The sequence below is a fragment of the Lysinibacillus sp. NPDC097214 genome (genome assembly GCF_050277945.1).
Classification (GTDB): domain Bacteria; phylum Bacillota; class Bacilli; order Bacillales_A; family Planococcaceae; genus Lysinibacillus; species Lysinibacillus xylanilyticus_B.
The window spans coordinates 356,316-372,609 of the sequence record NZ_JBNNSS010000006.1 but is presented as its reverse complement, the minus strand read 5'-3'; the positions used below and the strand labels follow the sequence as shown (position 1 = coordinate 372,609).

At 36.3% G+C, this 16,294-nt stretch carries 15 protein-coding genes and 1 riboswitch; of the genes, 9 read left to right on the top strand and 6 right to left on the bottom strand.

Annotated features, from left to right (window positions below; translation table 11 throughout):
- The first annotated feature begins 4 nt into the window (after nucleotides 1-4).
- The 8 genes from ACQKMI_RS16360 (at nucleotide 5) to ACQKMI_RS16325 (ending at nucleotide 8,803) form a co-directional block, all read left to right on the top strand.
- Complete coding sequence (locus ACQKMI_RS16360) at nucleotides 5-94, top strand: hypothetical protein (protein ID WP_427490622.1); 90 nt, start codon at nucleotides 5-7, stop codon at nucleotides 92-94.
- A gap of 134 nt (nucleotides 95-228) precedes the next feature.
- Nucleotides 229-3,324 carry a type 2 lanthipeptide synthetase LanM family protein gene (locus tag ACQKMI_RS16355; RefSeq protein WP_427490600.1) on the top strand — a complete coding sequence of 1,032 codons (3,096 nt, stop codon included), beginning with the start codon at nucleotides 229-231 and terminating at the stop codon, nucleotides 3,322-3,324.
- Nucleotides 3,325-3,483: 159 nt separating this feature from the next.
- The gene (locus ACQKMI_RS16350; RefSeq protein WP_427490598.1) at nucleotides 3,484-4,062 is read left to right on the top strand and encodes an accessory gene regulator B family protein; all 579 of its coding nucleotides are present in this window, start codon (nucleotides 3,484-3,486) and stop codon (nucleotides 4,060-4,062) included.
- Complete coding sequence (locus ACQKMI_RS16345) at nucleotides 4,056-4,187, top strand: AgrD family cyclic lactone autoinducer peptide (RefSeq protein ID WP_427490596.1); 132 nt, start codon at nucleotides 4,056-4,058, stop codon at nucleotides 4,185-4,187. The genes ACQKMI_RS16350 and ACQKMI_RS16345 overlap by 7 nt, the downstream gene beginning before the upstream one ends.
- 118 nt (nucleotides 4,188-4,305) lie before the next feature.
- Entirely contained in the window at nucleotides 4,306-5,604 is a 1,299-nt protein-coding gene (locus tag ACQKMI_RS16340) for a sensor histidine kinase (protein WP_427490594.1), read from the top strand.
- 5 nt (nucleotides 5,605-5,609) lie between these two features.
- The gene (locus ACQKMI_RS16335; protein WP_427490592.1) at nucleotides 5,610-6,329 is read left to right on the top strand and encodes a LytR/AlgR family response regulator transcription factor; all 720 of its coding nucleotides are present in this window, start codon (nucleotides 5,610-5,612) and stop codon (nucleotides 6,327-6,329) included.
- A gap of 138 nt (nucleotides 6,330-6,467) precedes the next feature.
- Nucleotides 6,468-7,544, top strand: coding sequence for a nucleotide kinase (locus tag ACQKMI_RS16330; RefSeq protein ID WP_427490590.1), 1,077 nt, complete (start codon nucleotides 6,468-6,470; stop codon nucleotides 7,542-7,544).
- A gap of 59 nt (nucleotides 7,545-7,603) precedes the next feature.
- The gene (locus ACQKMI_RS16325) at nucleotides 7,604-8,803 is read left to right on the top strand and encodes a glycine C-acetyltransferase (RefSeq protein ID WP_427490588.1); all 1,200 of its coding nucleotides are present in this window, start codon (nucleotides 7,604-7,606) and stop codon (nucleotides 8,801-8,803) included.
- A 35-nt stretch (nucleotides 8,804-8,838) separates the two neighbouring features.
- On the opposite strand, the gene ACQKMI_RS16320 is transcribed toward ACQKMI_RS16325, so the two are convergent.
- From ACQKMI_RS16320 to ACQKMI_RS16295, 6 genes are all read right to left on the bottom strand, one after another.
- Nucleotides 8,839-9,090 carry a hypothetical protein gene (locus tag ACQKMI_RS16320; protein WP_427490586.1) on the bottom strand — a complete coding sequence of 84 codons (252 nt, stop codon included), beginning with the start codon at nucleotides 9,088-9,090 and terminating at the stop codon, nucleotides 8,839-8,841.
- Between the two features lie 194 nt (nucleotides 9,091-9,284).
- Nucleotides 9,285-10,445, bottom strand: a complete 1,161-nt coding sequence (locus ACQKMI_RS16315; protein WP_427490620.1) for an alpha-hydroxy acid oxidase — start codon at nucleotides 10,443-10,445, stop codon at nucleotides 9,285-9,287.
- 19 nt (nucleotides 10,446-10,464) lie between these two features.
- Nucleotides 10,465-11,136: a methionine ABC transporter permease gene (locus tag ACQKMI_RS16310; RefSeq protein WP_323648863.1), complete on the bottom strand. Its 672-nt coding sequence runs from the start codon at nucleotides 11,134-11,136 to the stop codon at nucleotides 10,465-10,467.
- On the bottom strand, nucleotides 11,129-12,154 hold the full coding sequence (locus ACQKMI_RS16305) for a methionine ABC transporter ATP-binding protein (protein WP_427490584.1): 1,026 nt from the start codon (nucleotides 12,152-12,154) through the stop codon (nucleotides 11,129-11,131). The genes ACQKMI_RS16310 and ACQKMI_RS16305 overlap by 8 nt, the downstream gene beginning before the upstream one ends.
- Nucleotides 12,155-12,246: 92 nt before the next feature.
- Entirely contained in the window at nucleotides 12,247-13,071 is an 825-nt protein-coding gene (locus tag ACQKMI_RS16300; RefSeq protein ID WP_427490582.1) for a MetQ/NlpA family ABC transporter substrate-binding protein, read from the bottom strand.
- A gap of 261 nt (nucleotides 13,072-13,332) precedes the next feature.
- Nucleotides 13,333-13,437: riboswitch (SAM riboswitch) on the bottom strand.
- A gap of 333 nt (nucleotides 13,438-13,770) precedes the next feature.
- Nucleotides 13,771-14,940, bottom strand: a complete 1,170-nt coding sequence (locus ACQKMI_RS16295; protein ID WP_427490580.1) for a pyridoxal phosphate-dependent aminotransferase — start codon at nucleotides 14,938-14,940, stop codon at nucleotides 13,771-13,773.
- Between the two features lie 513 nt (nucleotides 14,941-15,453).
- Between ACQKMI_RS16295 and ACQKMI_RS16290 the strand changes: the two genes are divergently transcribed.
- Entirely contained in the window at nucleotides 15,454-16,248 is a 795-nt protein-coding gene (locus tag ACQKMI_RS16290; protein ID WP_427490578.1) for a carbon-nitrogen family hydrolase, read from the top strand.
- Nucleotides 16,249-16,294: the final 46 nt, after the last annotated feature.

Genomic DNA, 16,294 nt, shown 5'->3' with positions numbered 1-16,294 from the left:
ACAAATTCAAGGTGCCTCAGATGTAAAACCAGAAACAACGCCATTATGTGTAGGAGTTATCATCGGCTTAACTGCATCCATTAAAATGTGCTAATCTCCTAGCTACAATTAACACATTAACTTTTAAAGCGGGGTTTCCCCTCCCCGCTTTAAAAATAATCAGGGCCTATTTAAAAGATAAGTAGTTCGTGATTATTTTTTACTAAATTATGAAAGAGAGTGATTCCATTGTTAAAACAAATGACTAACACTAATAAATTACAAGCAGCAATTTACACATCTGAAAAGCGTTTATTAATAGATCCAACTGAGCAATCAACTATATTAAAAAATGAATGGGCACCAGCTGTATATACAAATAATCCATCTCTATTTGAAAAAAGATTAGAAGCAGAGGGATATAATAAAGAAGAATTTTTGAGAATTGCTAACGTTGAATCTCATGGAAAATTTAAACATTATATGACTAAGAAGTTGGACTTAAATATGATTGATGAAGGTATGAAGTTATATAGCGAATTACAGCAAAATTTAGACAAGCCAACTTTAGTAGAATTTATTTATCCTTTTGTCCTATATGCTATTAAACAAGTTGAAGAAGATATTCAGGTGGATCAAACACTAGATCGATACGATTGGAATAACATCAAACAAACTCTAGCTGACGCCATTGCTACAGAGTTGGTAGGCCTTATTTCAAAAACTGTCACATTAGAGTTGCAAATTGAGAAGTTACGAGAAAATTTAGAAGGAGAAACACCTGAGGAAAGATTTGAATCGTTTATTATTAAACGCTCTAGAGATTTAGAGCATTTATATGAGTTCTATGAAGAGTATCCTGTATTAACGCGAACTTGTTTAGAACGTACAGAACTTTTCATTAACAATATTTCAACTTTATTTAAAAGATTAAATGAAAGCTGGATGGATTTAAACCAAAAATTCAACTTAATGGGCGCTAAATTACTGGATATTAAAATTGGATTAGGAGATACCCATCAAAAAGGACAAACTGTTGCTAAACTAGAATATTCAAATGAAAAATCTATTATGTATAAACCAAAATCTTTAGACATCGTTGAAAAATATAATGAATTGATTCGTTGGATTAATAAACATAATATTACGATTAGCTTGCCAACTTATAAGGTACTAGATCGTGAAGAATATGGATTTGAAGAATGTATTATTCAAAAAGAATGTAATTCGGAAGAAGAAGTTAGAAGATATTACAATCGCTTTGGACAGTTAGTCGGATTAATGCACATGATTAGCGGTGCAGATATGCATTATGAAAATATTATTGCTAACGGAGAATATCCATATTTAATTGATCTAGAGACTATTTTCCACCAGTATCCGGAATTAGATTTCCCAGATACAGCTGAAATAAAGTTGAAATATGTTCAAAGTGAATCTGTAATAGGAACAGGGCTATTACCGCAGTCATTATTCCAAAATGCAGATGGTAAAGGTGTTGATCTAAGTGCGTTAAATGGGAAAGTTCAAAAATTACCGTTTTCAGTATTACAAATAGAGCAAGCAAACACGGATGAAATGGTGTATAAGATGCAAGAAGCTTTTTGCCAAGGTGCCGAAAACATTCCATATTTAAATGGTCAAAGAGTAGATGCTCAAACTTATTTATCTCATATTATTGATGGATATGAACAAATGATGCAATTCATTTTAAAGTTTAAGAAGGAACTTATTGAAGGGCCTATTCAAAACTTTGCAAATAGCAAAATTCGAATAATCTTAAGAGCTACGCAACACTACTCTAATTTTTTAATGGAGGCTACACATCCTGATTATTCAGGAAAAGCAGTAGCATTAGAGCAAATGTTTGAACGTATGTGGCTATATCCATTTAAAGATAGTCGAGTAATATCTCATGAATTAAAAGATTTATTACAAAGAGATGTTCCATATTTTTACACGACGGTAGATAGCAAAAACCTATATACAAGTCATCATAATAGTATTCCTAATTACTTTAAGAAAACAGGGCTAGAAATAGTGACCGAAAAAATTAGCAACTTATCTGAAAAAGAAATTCAAAATCAAAAAAGATGGCTTATCCTCGCTATAGGAATGGATGCACAAGAAGTTAAAACATCTGGAGAAAATTCAATCCAATCTAGCGCTCAAAAACCTTCATTGAAAGACTTTGCATGTCAAATAGGAGATTATTTGATTGATGACGCTACTTGGTCTGAAGATAAAAAGACAGTATCATGGTTGACTATTCAAAATCACGAAAATAGTTGGAATGTCCTTCCAATGAGTGTGAATTTATATGATGGTTTGGGAGGAGTCGCGTTATTCTTTTCACAGCTTTATAAAGAAACACAACAAGAAAAATATAAAGTTGTAGCTCAGGCAGCGATCGAATCAACATTTGAAACTTTTAAACAACCACAAGGATTAATTTCAGCATTCTTTGGAGATTGTTCCTTATTGTACGCACTACACAAAATGAAGGAAATCGATCCAAACCCAAAATATGAAGAAAAGATTAAAAAAATTCAAACTAAGCTACTAGAAGAAGTAAAAAATGATGCAGAATTAGATTTTTTAAGTGGTTCAGCTGGGATTATTAGTTTGGCATCGACGTTATATGAGGAAACTAAAGAGGAAATTTACAAAGAAATTATCAAGGTATACGTTCAACATTTACTATCTAATTCAGAAATAAAAGATGGTAAAAGAGTATGGATAAATAGACATGTAAATACAAGATTAGGCGGTCTATCACACGGAACTTCTGGGATTGGATTAGCATTATATGCAGCTGGAAAAGCCTTAAACGATCAAAGTTTAATTGAATTTTCACATGAAGCTTTAGAGTACGAAAAAGAGTTATTTGTTCAAGGAAAAGGTTGGAAAGATTTAAGAACCAAAACTCTACAATACAAGCATGCTTGGACACACGGAACGACAGGCATAGGAATCGCTCATGTATTAAATGATAACAAAAAATATACGGATGTTGTCCAAAATGCGTTCACCGTGTTAGAAGCACAAACGAAAAAACAAAACAATTCCCTGAAAGATGGTAATTTAGGCGATAGTGAATTGTACTTGTTAGCCGGTCAGAAATTAGAAGATGATCAATTGAAAGATAAAGCTTTATCTTTAGTGAATGAAAGTTTAAACAATATTTTTGAGAAATCTAGTTATGGAGTAGAAAATGTATTTGACTTTGAGGCAAAAGGGTTGTTTAATGGCGTAGCCGGAATTGGTTATCAACTATTAAGAATGAATAACCCAGATGAGGTACCTTCAATTTTAACGCTAGGATTAGCAGAAGCTTTGGATTAATTTCCAAGGCTTCTTTACGTTGAAGATGAAAAATAATACGTTCAGGGAATAATGATTCCAAAAGTAATACGTATATTATAGAAAAATGGTTTTATGTGGGAAGAATATGAATATTCTGTTTTGGTTTATTAAAATGTAATTAGAACAGGGGGGAATAAAATGGTATACACGTTAAAAGAACAAACAATACTAGGCCATTATAAAAAATTTGTAGATATTTCAGAGCTGGATGAAATTAAATTAATTCATGGATTACGTATTTTTCTTATGGATTTTAAGAAGTTCGTTATTATTTACTCACTGGCTTTTATTCTAGGGATAGCATGGCAATTAGCTTTAGTCCACATTGGATTTTTCTATTTTAGACAAGTAGCTTTTGGATTACATTGTACTTCTTTTAAAACATGTTTAGTAACAAGTGCTATTTTATTTCTCAGTTTTACATATCTCTTCCTTAATATAATTAATTTTACACCAATTTTTATTTGGGTCATTTTTTTAGCTTGTGTAGGGGTACTTTCATTATTAGCACCTATTAGTTCGCAAAAAAACAAAATAAGAAGTGCTAAGCATATTAGTTATTTACGAAAAAAAATGTATAAAAGATTTTTTATAACTATGATAGTAATTATAGTATTACCCTTAACCATTTCTAAATTTATAGTAGCAGGCATGTTACTTGAAACATTTACTATTATATATTCATGGCTAAAATCAAAGGAGGAAATTCAATGTTAAAATATTTCACAATGCTTAGTGCAACAGTATTTATTAGAATTGCAGAGAGTAGTATCAATATGATGTGTCTTGGAGCTTGGGAAGAAATTGAATTACCGGAAGAAATGAAAAATACAGAACTTTAATAATAATGGTTTTTTTATTATAGATTGGGAGTTAATGGAAGTTGATGAAATAAAAACGAAAATTCTGGAAAAATATTGTATAATGATTATATAGTAAAAATTGTTAAAGGAGTGCAACATGGGAAATCTAACAATTGAAATTTTACTAGTCTTTATTCAATATTTTATAATGCTATTTTTCTGTAAATATGTATTAGACTTAATTTTTTCAAAAAAACAATTTCTATTTATTATACTAATTATTTTTTTACCAACAGGTATATTATTTCAATTTATTGGACCAATATCTACCTTATACTATGTATTAATATTAGCAATTATGGTTTATCGAGAAACAAAATTTATTATGAGCATTCTTCATGTGTTTATGGCGCTTATTTTTTTAGTAATTAGCGATAACATATCGTATATAATTGCTTTTCGTTTACTTAATGAAATAGGAAATGAACAGCTAATTATAATCTGCTATTTCTTATTTATAATAGTATTTGCCATAATATTCGCCTTTTGTTATAAACGAGTTGTGAAATATTTGAGTAAACGCTGGGGATCTAAGAGTATTTCATATATTTTAGCATTTCTTAGTATTATAACGGTCATCTTTATTTACATCAATATCATGGCAATAGACCAAGACAATTTCTACGAAAGTGTTCAAAATAATTTATCGATGTTCCTAATTTATTTTGTATTACTCTCAATTAGTATATTTGTCGTTCTATATTTAGCATTTAAACAATATAAAATGAAGCAACGTGAACAAGAAATGAAAAACTTCGAATCCTATGTTGCATCAATTGAACAAATTAACCAAGATATGCGCAAATTTAAACATGACTACATTAATATTTTATCTACATTGCGTACATTTATTGATGATAAAAATTACGAAGGTCTATATACATACTTCTATGATCATATTTTAGAAGCGAATCAAGACGAACAACAATTAAATCAACAAGCGATGATGATGCTAAATAACTTAAAAATAAATAGTTTAAAAGGGTTAGTAACAACGAAAATTTTACAAGCCCAATCCCATCATGTACCGTTTTATATTGAAATTGTTGAGGAGATTACTGATATTGATGTAGACCCAATTCTTTTAAATCGCATGGTTGGCATTCTGCTAGATAATGCAATTGAAGCTGCACGAGGGGTTGAAAATGGCGAAGTCCGCATGGCGTTTATCCGCATGGATGAGGTTGTCTTATTAGTTGTGAGTAACATATTTGATAAGAAAATAGCTTTAAAGGTACACGAAATTTATCAAGAAGGCTTTTCAACAAAGGGAGAAAATCGAGGTCTAGGCTTAGCCAATTTACGTCAAATGACAAATGATTTACATAACGTCAATTTGAACACGAAAATTAGTTCCCCTTATTTTATTCAAGAAATTGAGTTTCAAAAGGAGTAGATAAGATGGATATTATTATTTGTGAAGATGATATAGCTCAATTAGAAAGAGCAAAAAAAATAATCGAAAACTACGCTATGATTGAAGACAATGGGATGAAAATTGTGCTGGCCACTACAAATCCCGATGATGTTCTAGCATTTTTAGAAAATGATAAAGCTGATTGTTACTTTTTAGATATAGATTTAAGTCATGAAATTACAGGTATTGCCTTAGGGACTAAGATTCGAGAAAAAGACCCTATTGCTAGCCTAGTATATATTACAACACATGCTGAAATGAGTTATCTTACATTTATTTATAAACTGGCTGCGTTAGATTTTATCATTAAAGATCACCCAGATACGTTAAAAGATAAATTATTATCTACTTTAAAAGAAGCACATCGACGTTATTTAAAAATAGGGGAACAAGATAACATTCAAAAATTTCAAATTAAAACAACAGGGCGTACCCATAATATTGATTTTCAAAATGTTTATTTTTTCGAAGCTTCTCCAGGCTCACATAAAATTATTTTACATTTAGAAAATGAACATATTGAATTTTACGGTCGATTAAAGGATTATGAAGGTTTATATGAAGATTTTTATCGCTGTCACAAATCTTTTATTGTAAATAAAAGCAAAATTAAAAATATAGATTCTAAGGAAAGAATTATTTTTTTAGATAATGGTGAAGTTTGTTATGTCTCAGCTCGACTGATTAAAGGTTTAATGAGTTAAGAGCAATTCGTAGCCTTCTCTTTTAGTGAATGTTGTTGCTAAAAAGAGAAGGCTATATTTTTTTCACCCTCTGTAGCTCTTCATTTTTTTTAAGGTTCCTTCATATAATGCAAGGCATAAGATAAAGGGGGATCGAAATTGAACGGAAATGTGACCTATTATTATGGACACGCACTGACTGGGCAAGGAATTAAACATTTATATAAAGAACTGATGGATGAGGCAGAATTAGTTTATATTTTGCAGGGGGCACCGACATTTAAAGGATCTGAGCTTCTGAAAGAGCTTGGGTATTTTTATGTGAAGCAAGGTTTTGCGGTGGAGTGGTTTAAGCATGCTTTGTTGGAGGATGTTGTAGAGGCAGTATATGTGCAAGGCTGTAATCGGTTATTTGTATGGTCATCGGAGTGGGGGATTGAACCGACTTTTCTTGGCACCAAGCATCGGGTGATGTCATTTTATGAGTGCTTAGAAGAAATCCAACTTGAAAAAGTTGGTGAACAGCTCGCTAGTACGATGGCCGAACGAGAGTCATGGCGGGAGAAGTGTATTTCGTCGCTTACTAAAGCTATAAAAATTCATGATGATTGGGAAGTAGTCACACAGAGCTGTATGAACTGGGAGGCATTAAATGACCAGGTTGAACATTTAAAGACAGAGGTTTTCCAATCGATGGTCTTAAACAAAACAGGTATGCGCACGCATCGCTTACTCGGAACGTTAACACCGAGGGGGGCCGAAAATACAGTAGAGAGTATAACGAAAAATGTATCTCGGAGATTGATGATCAAAGGAAAGCCGGGTACAGGTAAATCTTCGTTAATGAAAGGTTTAGCAGATGAAGCAAATGCGAGAGGGCTCGATGCGCAAATTATTTGGTGTGGCTTAGATGCAAACTCTGTTGATATGGTCATTATCCCGGAATTAAATTTCTGCATCTTTGATAGTACGGACCCTCATATCTTTGATCCACAGGCCGGCAGACTAGGGGATGAAATTTTCGATATAGGGAAACATTGCGCAATTTCACAGGAAGCTGAAGTGCAAATTGAAGATATTCGAGCAAAGTATAAAGAAGCAATGCAGGATGCAATGGGGTATTCGAAACGTTATGCGGAAGCGGAGTATACAGTTCGTCGATTAATAGATAATTGTCTGTCGTCATCTCTTTGGCGAGAAAAAACTGCCCCACTATTCGAAAGATTAACAAAGTGATTTTTCTACTAACAGGCTTGTGCTACACTAGGAGCTAGAAACAGTTTTCCTAGGAAAGGATGATACGCTTGTCAAAAGTATTGAATGCATTTTTAGATGAAAACCTACAAGACTTACATGAACAAGGCTTATACAATGAAATTGATCCAGTAGAGGGAGCAAACGGACCGATTATTCAGGTACGTGGCAAACATCTAATTAATCTATCCTCAAACAACTATCTTGGCTTAGCAACGAATGAGGAATTAAAGCGTATTGCCAAAGAAACAATTGAGACTTACGGTGTGGGAGCTGGGGCAGTCCGTACGATTAACGGCACACTGGATTTACACATAAAATTAGAGGAAAAGCTTGCTGAATTTAAAGGAACAGAGGCAGCGATCTCTTACCAATCTGGTTTTAACTGTAATATGGCAGCTATTTCAGCTGTGATGGATAAAAATGATGCGATTCTTTCGGACCAATTAAACCATGCATCGATTATCGATGGCTGTCGTTTATCACGTGCGAAAATCATTGCCTATAATCACTCCGATATGGATGATTTACGTGCAAAGGCTAAGGAAGCAACAGAATCAGGCTTATACAATAAAATCATGGTCATTACGGATGGCGTATTCTCAATGGACGGTGATATTGCAAAATTACCAGAAATTGTTGAGATCGCGAAAGAGTTTGACTTAATAACATATGTAGATGATGCGCACGGATCAGGGGTAACAGGTAAAGGAAAGGGTACTGTGAAGCATTTCGGTTTAGAAAAAGAAATCGACTTCCAAATTGGTACACTTTCTAAAGCAATTGGTGTTGTTGGTGGATATGTAGCCGGTAAGAAAAATTTAATTGACTGGCTGAAAGTGCGTTCTCGTCCATTTTTATTTTCAACAGCATTACCACCAGGTGATGTTGCTGCGATTACAGCGGCAGTGCAAATGCTAATTGACTCAACAGAGCTACACGATAAGCTTTGGGAAAATGGCGACTATCTAAAAGCGGGTCTTGCAAAATTAGGCTTTAATATCGGCGAATCTGAAACGCCAATTACACCATGTATTATTGGTGATGAAAAGCTTACACAGGAATTTTCTCGTCGCCTATTTGAAGAAGGCGTCTACGCTAAATCAATCGTTTTCCCAACGGTTCCAAAAGGCACAGGACGTGTTCGTAACATGCCTATAGCGGCACATACAAAAGAAATGCTGGACGACGCTCTAGCAATCTATGAAAAAGTTGGTCGTGAGCTAGGCGTTATTCAATAAAATATTGGGCTGCCTCAATTGTGAGGTAGCCCTTTTTAAAATTCAGACGGATAGTAAGGTCGAAGTGATGGATAGAAGGAAGAGTGACGGATAGAACCAGCGAAGTGATGGATAGAAACGTCAAAGCGGCGGATAGAATCGTCAAAGTCGTGGATAGAGCAGCCGAAATCGTGGATAGAATCGTCAAAATCGTGGATAGCCCCGACAGAGTGGTGGAAAGAAGCGTCAAAGTTACGAAAAGTAACCCCGAAATGATGGATAGAAGACAGAGCGACGGATAGAACCAACGAAGCGACGGATAAAAGAGCCGAGGTGACGGATAGAACAGACAGAGCGACGGAAAGAAGAGCCGAAGTGACGGATAGAACCGCCAAAGTGACGGAAAGCAACCCCGAAGTGACGGAAAGCCCCGCCCCGAAATACAGGACTGCTTTATTTTGAGTGAAGACTTACGCTGCTTTTAGCGTAAGTCAGTAGTAACTCATTTACATTCGGCTCCATCCTTTTTCACCAATGTAATATCACGTAGTCCCTTTATAGATATTGCCCCTGCTAATGCGATAGAAACTTTTAATTCATCATATAAATTCGTCATTACTTTTTCGACTCCTTGCTGTCCTTCTAATGCTAGTCCGTAGACGAAGGGACGACCAATGGCAACAGCATCTGCTCCTAAAGCGAGTGCTTTAAGAGCATCCATCCCACGATACACACCGCTATCTAAAATAACAGGAATTCGTCCTTTTACAGTTTTCACAATGTCAGGAAGGGCATCAAGTGAACCAATTACCCCATCCAATTGGCGACCACCATGGTTTGATACGATAATACCGTCAATGCCGTTTTCTATAGCTAGTTTTGCGTCTTCAGGATGTAAGATTCCCTTCAGTAAAATAGGGAGATTAGAACGGCGCTTTAATTCACGTACATTCTCCCAATTTAATGTTGGATGGAACACATTTTGCAAAACGCCTTGTACATATGACTCGAATGAATCATCTGGTAAGGAAGCAGTAAAAACAGGATCATTCATATAGTTTCCTCGTGCATACCCAAGTTTTAAAGGTGAAAATTGATTGCGAACATCTTCTTCGCGCCAGCCAAGCATGACGGTATCTACAGTTAAAACAATAGCCTCAAAACCAGCAGCCTCGGCTCGGGCGGCCATGCTATATGCAATTTCCTCATTTGTTGACCAATATAATTGAAACCATTTAGTAGCAGTGGGGGCCGTTTGTGCCACATCCTCAAGTGCATAGCTTGAAACTGTACTTTGAATATAAGGGATTTTTAACTGATCAGCTGCGCGTGCAACGGCAAGCTCTCCCTCGTTATGTGCCATTTTGTTCATGCCAACAGGAGCAAATAAGAGCGGAGTTGGATGTACTTTTCCGAACAGCTCAATCGATGTATCAATACTTGAAACATCCTGTAAAAAGCGTGGAATAATAGAGTATTTTTCAAAGACTGCGCGGTTATTTCGTAATGTTTGCTCACCCCCAGCACCTGAACGGATGTAGCCAAACGGACCAGCTTCCATTTTTTCTGCAACAGCCTTTTCTAAATCTGCAAAGCAAATAGGGAAGGGGGTTTGTGCATTTATATTTTTTAACAGTAGATCGCCATGTGTTGTCTTTGTCATCGTCATCCTCATCCTCCTACTAATCTTTCTTTAGTTTCGCAGCAAAGCGGTTACCCATTGATTGAATAATCTGAACGAGGATGATTAAGATAAACACTGTCGCATACATCACATCGACTTCATAGCGTAAATGGCCGTAACGATAAGCGAGATCACCTAAACCACCAGCACCAACCATTCCTGCCATTGCTGTTGCTCCTATCAGACCGATTGTGGCAATTGTTAAGCCTAAAATAATGGATGGACGAGCCTCACGTAGTAAGACATTCCAAATGATGTGACGACGTTTAATACCCATTGCTGTATAAGCTTCCACAACACCTGGATCAACTTCCAAAAGTGCCGTTTCCATAAGTCGCGCAATATAAGGCGCTGTATAAACAACAAGCGGCACAATAACACCTTTTACACCAATAGTTGTGCCAACGATTATCTTTGTGAACGGTAAAATGAAGAATAGTAAAATGATGAACGGTACAGAGCGAATAATATTAATAAATAAATTGAAAAATTGATAAAGAAATTTATTTTCAAATGATTGCCCCGGGCGAGTTAAAACGATTAAAAGCCCTAAAGGAATCCCAATTAAAATAGAAAAGAATAATGAAATCCCGACCATTTGAAAGGTTTCTATAATGGATTGCCCAATAACATCTGACCAGTCTGCAAAGAAGCTTTGAATGCTATTCATTTAATTCGCCTCCTAATTCCTCAACGCCTACCCCGTTTTCTATAAAATACGTAAGTGCCTTTTCTACGATATGCGCCTTACCGTGTAGATGGACGACAATATTACCGACAATGCCGTTTTTTAATTCAATGATATTGGCTGTTAAAATATTTGGTTGTACATCATAAACTTTGCTCACTTCTGCAAGTAATGGCTTCCCGGTACTTTCACCAAGGAATGTTAAACGAATCACACTTCCTGAAAGATTTAATTGCTCGATAAGGGAAGGCGATAAATTGCGTTGAGAAATGGTATTTAAAAACTTACGTGTCGTTAAATGCTGAGGCTTCGAAAATAGTTCTATAGCAGAGCCATATTCTACAACCGTCCCTGATTCAAGAACGGATACATCATCGCAAATTTTTTGAATAACGTTCATTTCATGTGTAATGAGTAAAATAGTGATGCCCAGCTCACGATTAATTTTCAAGAGAAGCTCAAGAATAGCGTCAGTTGTTTCAGGATCGAGAGCACTTGTCGCTTCATCACTGAGTAAAATCTCAGGCTCTTGGGCGAGGGCACGTGCAATAGCGACACGTTGCTTTTGACCACCTGAAAGTTGGCTAGGGTAGCTATCTAATTTCTCTGTTAGGCCAACGATTTCTGCATATTTTGCAACGCGTTTTTTCACTTCAGAGTCGTTATAGCCTAGAAGCTTTAATGGTACCGAGATATTGTTGTAAACGGTCGCTGTTTTTAAGAGATTAAAATGCTGGAAGATCATGCCGATTTTTTGACGTGTTTCGCGAAGGTCGTTTAAAGAAAGGGAAGTAATATCTACATTGTCGATCAATACTTTTCCTGTTGTCGGACGCTCTAATAAATTAACACAGCGGATAAGAGTACTTTTTCCTGCACCACTGTAGCCAATAACCCCATGGATTTCACCTTTTTTGACATGCAAGTTAATACCATCTACTGCTTTGACGATACCTTTTTTAGTTTTAAATTCTTTTGTTATATTTTCTAATTGAATCATACTGTGATATCTCCTTTCTAAGCCCTTCTATAAAGCAAGAATCTGCTAGTTTTCGCAGATTCTCGATTGTATGAAAGGTCCTTAATCGTCACTTACCAGCCCGGAATAACGGAACCTTTGAACTCTTCTTCAATAAATTTGCGTACTTCATCAGAATGGTAAGCTTCAATAAATTTCTTTATCGTTGGGTCATCTTCGTTTTCAGCACGGACTGCAATGTAATTTACATAAGGAGAGTCAGTAGATTCTAAAAGGATGGAATCTTTTTTAGGATTAATACCAGCATCAAGAGCGAAGTTCGTATTAATAGCTGCCACATCTACTTCACTGAGCTGCTTCGGAATTTGTGCAGCCTCTAATTCAATGAATTTAAAATTCTTTTTGTTTTCTTCCACATCGCGAATAGATGCTGTTAAGTCTGCACCTTCTTTTAATTTAATGATGCCTGCCTCTTGAAGGACAAATAGAGCACGAGCCCCGTTCGTTGGATCATTTGGTAATCCGAATGTTGCACCATCAGGAACCTCATCGAATGATTTATATTTCTCAGAGTATATGCCCATAGGATTTAAAATTGTTTTTCCTACTGGCACTAAATCTGTTTTGTGATCTTTGTTAAATGCGTCGAGGAATGGCTTGTGTTGATAGCTGTTTACATCAAGATCACCCTCGGCTAACGATGTATTTGGTAAAACATAATCAGAGAAAGTTTTTAGTTCAACCTCTAAGCCTTTTTCTTTGGCAACTTTTGCAACAACCTCTGTAATTTGTTCGTGCGGACCAGAAGTTACACCAACTACAATTTTATTTTCATTAATAGCCTGACTACCTTTATCTTCTTTAGTACCGCAACCTACTAATGCTGCTACCAATGTGAGACTTGCTAAACCTAGTAAAATTTTGTTTTTCTTTTTCATGAAACATACCTCCAAAGTTGTTTTATCGGTTTTAAAATCAATTTCGCCTTGGCGTAATTGCCGTCCGGATTTTGAATTGTGCTTAGGCCTGCAGGATGCAGGTCAGTTAGCCGTTTTCGCAGGATGCGAAGTTTTAGGCTAACATCCTTATATTCATTCCTTTCAAAATCCGTGACATCCGCCGGAGGCTTTTATCTTCATGTAAATGAAGATAAAAAAAACTCTCTTAAAAAAATTAAGAGAGGTCCATGAAAACGTCCTCTCTTATCTTTCAAACGATGATCGTTTGCTGGATTTGGCACCTTCCTTAAAAAAGGAGGTTGCCGAGCTTCATAGGGCCAGTCCCTCAGCTACTCTTGATAAGAGATTTATAATATTTTTTTGTAAATCCGATAGGACTAATATAAATTAAAGGGTATAGGAAGTCAATGGAATTTTTAAAATTTTTTATTTTATTATAATATTCCATTTAGGAAGATGGATGGGAATGTCAGCGAGAAATGGGAGATATGAAACGCATTTTCATGGCTCTATGAGCGATCAGAGGGGTGTTGTGTCCGCATGAAGAAATAGGGTAGGTCCAATTTTATCCGCTAGAAGAAGGGTTAGAGCTACCAAAGAAGATAGTGAGGTGAAAAAACTGTCCCATAGCAAATGTGAGCTAATGGGACAGTTTTTTGATAGAGGAAGTTCAAATGCTTATGAGTTAAATAAGTTTAATTTTTCAATTCGGCTGACTGCTTCACGTAAGCGATCTTCACTTACAAGTAAACCTACACGCACATAGCCTTCACCATATTGACCGAAGCCATTGCCTGCAGCTACTGCGATATCAGCTTTGTCGAGCAATACATCAGCAAACTGCTCGCTTGTATAACCTAATGGAACAGGGAGCCATGCAAAGAAAGAACCCTTCGGGGCGGTTACTTGCCAACCAATTCGTTGTGCTTCTTCGATAAGAACATTTCGCCGACGCTCATAAGTCGCTCTTAGTTCATCCGCGCAATCCTGAGATGCTGTAAGGGCAACCGCTGCTGCTTGTTGCACAGCGGGGAATTGACTACAAAATAGATGATCTTGAATAAGATTAATAGCCGCAATAATATCAGCGTTACCAACTGCGAATCCAATACGCCAGCCTGCCATATTAAATGTTTTAGATAATGTATACATTTCGATGCCGACCTCTTTGGCACCTTCCGCTTGTAGGAAGCTAATAGGTTTTTTGCCGTCAAATCCAATGGCTCCGTAAGCGAAATCATGTGAGACGATTATGTTGTGCTCTTTAGCAAAGCGCACCGTTTTCTCGAAAAATTCAAGTGTTGCAGTACCACCAGTTGGGTTGTTCGGGTAATTTAAGTAAAGAAGCTTAGCCTTTTCTTTTACTTCATTGGATAAAGCATTATAATCAGGCAGGAAATTATTCTCTGCAAAAAGTGGCATGACTTCAAAATTAACATCACCTAATACGACACCAGATAAGTAATCAGGATAGCCAGGATCAGGTAATAACATTGTATCACCGGGGTTTAAAACCGCTAACGGTAGCTCAACAAGACCAATTTTTGTACCACCAAGGATAGCTACCTCTGTTTCAGGGTCAATGTCAACATTGTATTCACGTTTGTAGAAGTCTGCGGCTGCTTGACGTAATTCCACTATGCCACGGAATGGAGAATATTTATGATGTTGAGGGTTTTCAGCAGCCTCCTGTAACGCTTTTATAATGTGTTGGGGAGTGGGCTGATCGGGATTGCCTTGACCGAGATTAATAACATCGCGCCCTTCTGCTAAAGCACTATTCACTTTTTGCACCAAGGCTGCAAAAAATTGAGTCGGGAGTTGCTGTAGTTTTTTTGAGAATTCCATGCATGTTCTCCTTTTTAGAAAATAATAATTGATGCAAATACTATTACTTTTTTTACTAATTGTCTAGAGTCTTTATTTACAAAGATGGACGTACGAAATGCAAGCGGAGAGCTTGCAGGCCTAAGCACAAAGTCGATTCCGGACATAATTATGCCTTGGCATTGTAACAACATCTGAGGCATCTTAACAATGCCCATAAAACATAGGTTTAGGCATTACTTTTAAGCCATTAAAAAAATATTTAATTTTTTTTTTTAATTACTGTAACTTTTATTAGACTTAATCGTACTTATTAATAGAATCTAAAACTAAGAGCAAAAATGATTAGTAAGATTCACTTTCGCGAAAAGACCAGGGCTCACTTCATTGCTGAGATCCTGGTCTTTTTGTATATGTTCCAAAGCTGCTCTTAGCTCTGACAACAGCGATCTCATTTTCATTTGTAGTATAATGAAACAAAGAAAAGCACAAATGCAGTAAAATAAATACTTTTGGGAATAGGGAGGAATCGAGATGAAAATTGGGTGTATCCAGCTAAATGTTGGTTTTGGCAAAGTAGAAGAAAATTTTGCTCGTGCGGAGGACAAGATTCGTGAAGCGGCACAACAAGGTGCAGAAATTATTGTGCTACCTGAAATGTGGAATACAGGCTATGCGCTTGAAAAATTAGCAGAGCTGGCAGATGTGAATGGAGAACGTTCGAAAGCATTTTTATCAAACTTAGCGAAAGAGCTTGGTGTACATATTGTTGGAGGCTCTGTTTCAACGAAGAAGGGCGATAAATTTTACAACACGATGTATACGTTTGATAACAATGGTGAGTTAGTAGGTGAATATAACAAGGCACATCTTTTCCGTTTGATGGACGAGCATTTATATTTAGAAGCTGGGGATGAAATGAATCGCTTTGCCCTAGGAGATATCGAGGCTGCAGGTGTAATTTGTTATGATATTCGCTTCCCAGAATGGCTACGTGCTCACGCCTTGGAGGGCGCAAAGGTGTTATTCGTGCCGGCACAATGGCCGACGCCACGTATCGATCATTGGAATACATTGCTGCAAGCACGTGCCATCGAAAATCAATGCTTCGTGATCGCTGTGAATCGTATATCGAGAAAAGTAGAAAACTTCAATGGTCAATCAATGATTATTCAACCATGGGGCGAAGTACTTTGGGTTGGTGCAGAGGACGAAGAAGTCGCTGTCATTGACGTGGACTTTTCGATTGTCGATGAAGTACGCGGCAGAATTCCGGTTTATGATGACCGAAGACCAGCATTATATAGTGGAGTAGTTACTAAAAATTAAAATTTGATAGCACGCTCAAGGAACAAAACGACTTTGAGCGTGCTAG

What these genes read in the sequence shown, in the direction of transcription:
- ACQKMI_RS16310 (WP_323648863.1), bottom strand. Translation starts at nt 11,136, where the DNA reads ATGAATAGCATTCAAAGCTTCTTTGCAGACTGGTCAGATGTTATTGGG.
- ACQKMI_RS16300 (WP_427490582.1), bottom strand. Translation starts at nt 13,071, where the DNA reads ATGAAAAAGAAAAACAAAATTTTACTAGGTTTAGCAAGTCTCACATTG.
- ACQKMI_RS16345 (WP_427490596.1), top strand. Translation starts at nt 4,056, where the DNA reads ATGTTAAAATATTTCACAATGCTTAGTGCAACAGTATTTATTAGAATT.
- ACQKMI_RS16315 (WP_427490620.1), bottom strand. Translation starts at nt 10,445, where the DNA reads ATGACAAAGACAACACATGGCGATCTACTGTTAAAAAATATAAATGCA.
- ACQKMI_RS16290 (WP_427490578.1), top strand. Translation starts at nt 15,454, where the DNA reads ATGAAAATTGGGTGTATCCAGCTAAATGTTGGTTTTGGCAAAGTAGAA.
- ACQKMI_RS16325 (WP_427490588.1), top strand. Translation starts at nt 7,604, where the DNA reads ATGATACGCTTGTCAAAAGTATTGAATGCATTTTTAGATGAAAACCTA.
- ACQKMI_RS16295 (WP_427490580.1), bottom strand. Translation starts at nt 14,940, where the DNA reads ATGGAATTCTCAAAAAAACTACAGCAACTCCCGACTCAATTTTTTGCA.
- ACQKMI_RS16335 (WP_427490592.1), top strand. Translation starts at nt 5,610, where the DNA reads ATGGATATTATTATTTGTGAAGATGATATAGCTCAATTAGAAAGAGCA.
- ACQKMI_RS16340 (WP_427490594.1), top strand. Translation starts at nt 4,306, where the DNA reads ATGGGAAATCTAACAATTGAAATTTTACTAGTCTTTATTCAATATTTT.
- ACQKMI_RS16350 (WP_427490598.1), top strand. Translation starts at nt 3,484, where the DNA reads ATGGTATACACGTTAAAAGAACAAACAATACTAGGCCATTATAAAAAA.
- ACQKMI_RS16305 (WP_427490584.1), bottom strand. Translation starts at nt 12,154, where the DNA reads ATGATTCAATTAGAAAATATAACAAAAGAATTTAAAACTAAAAAAGGT.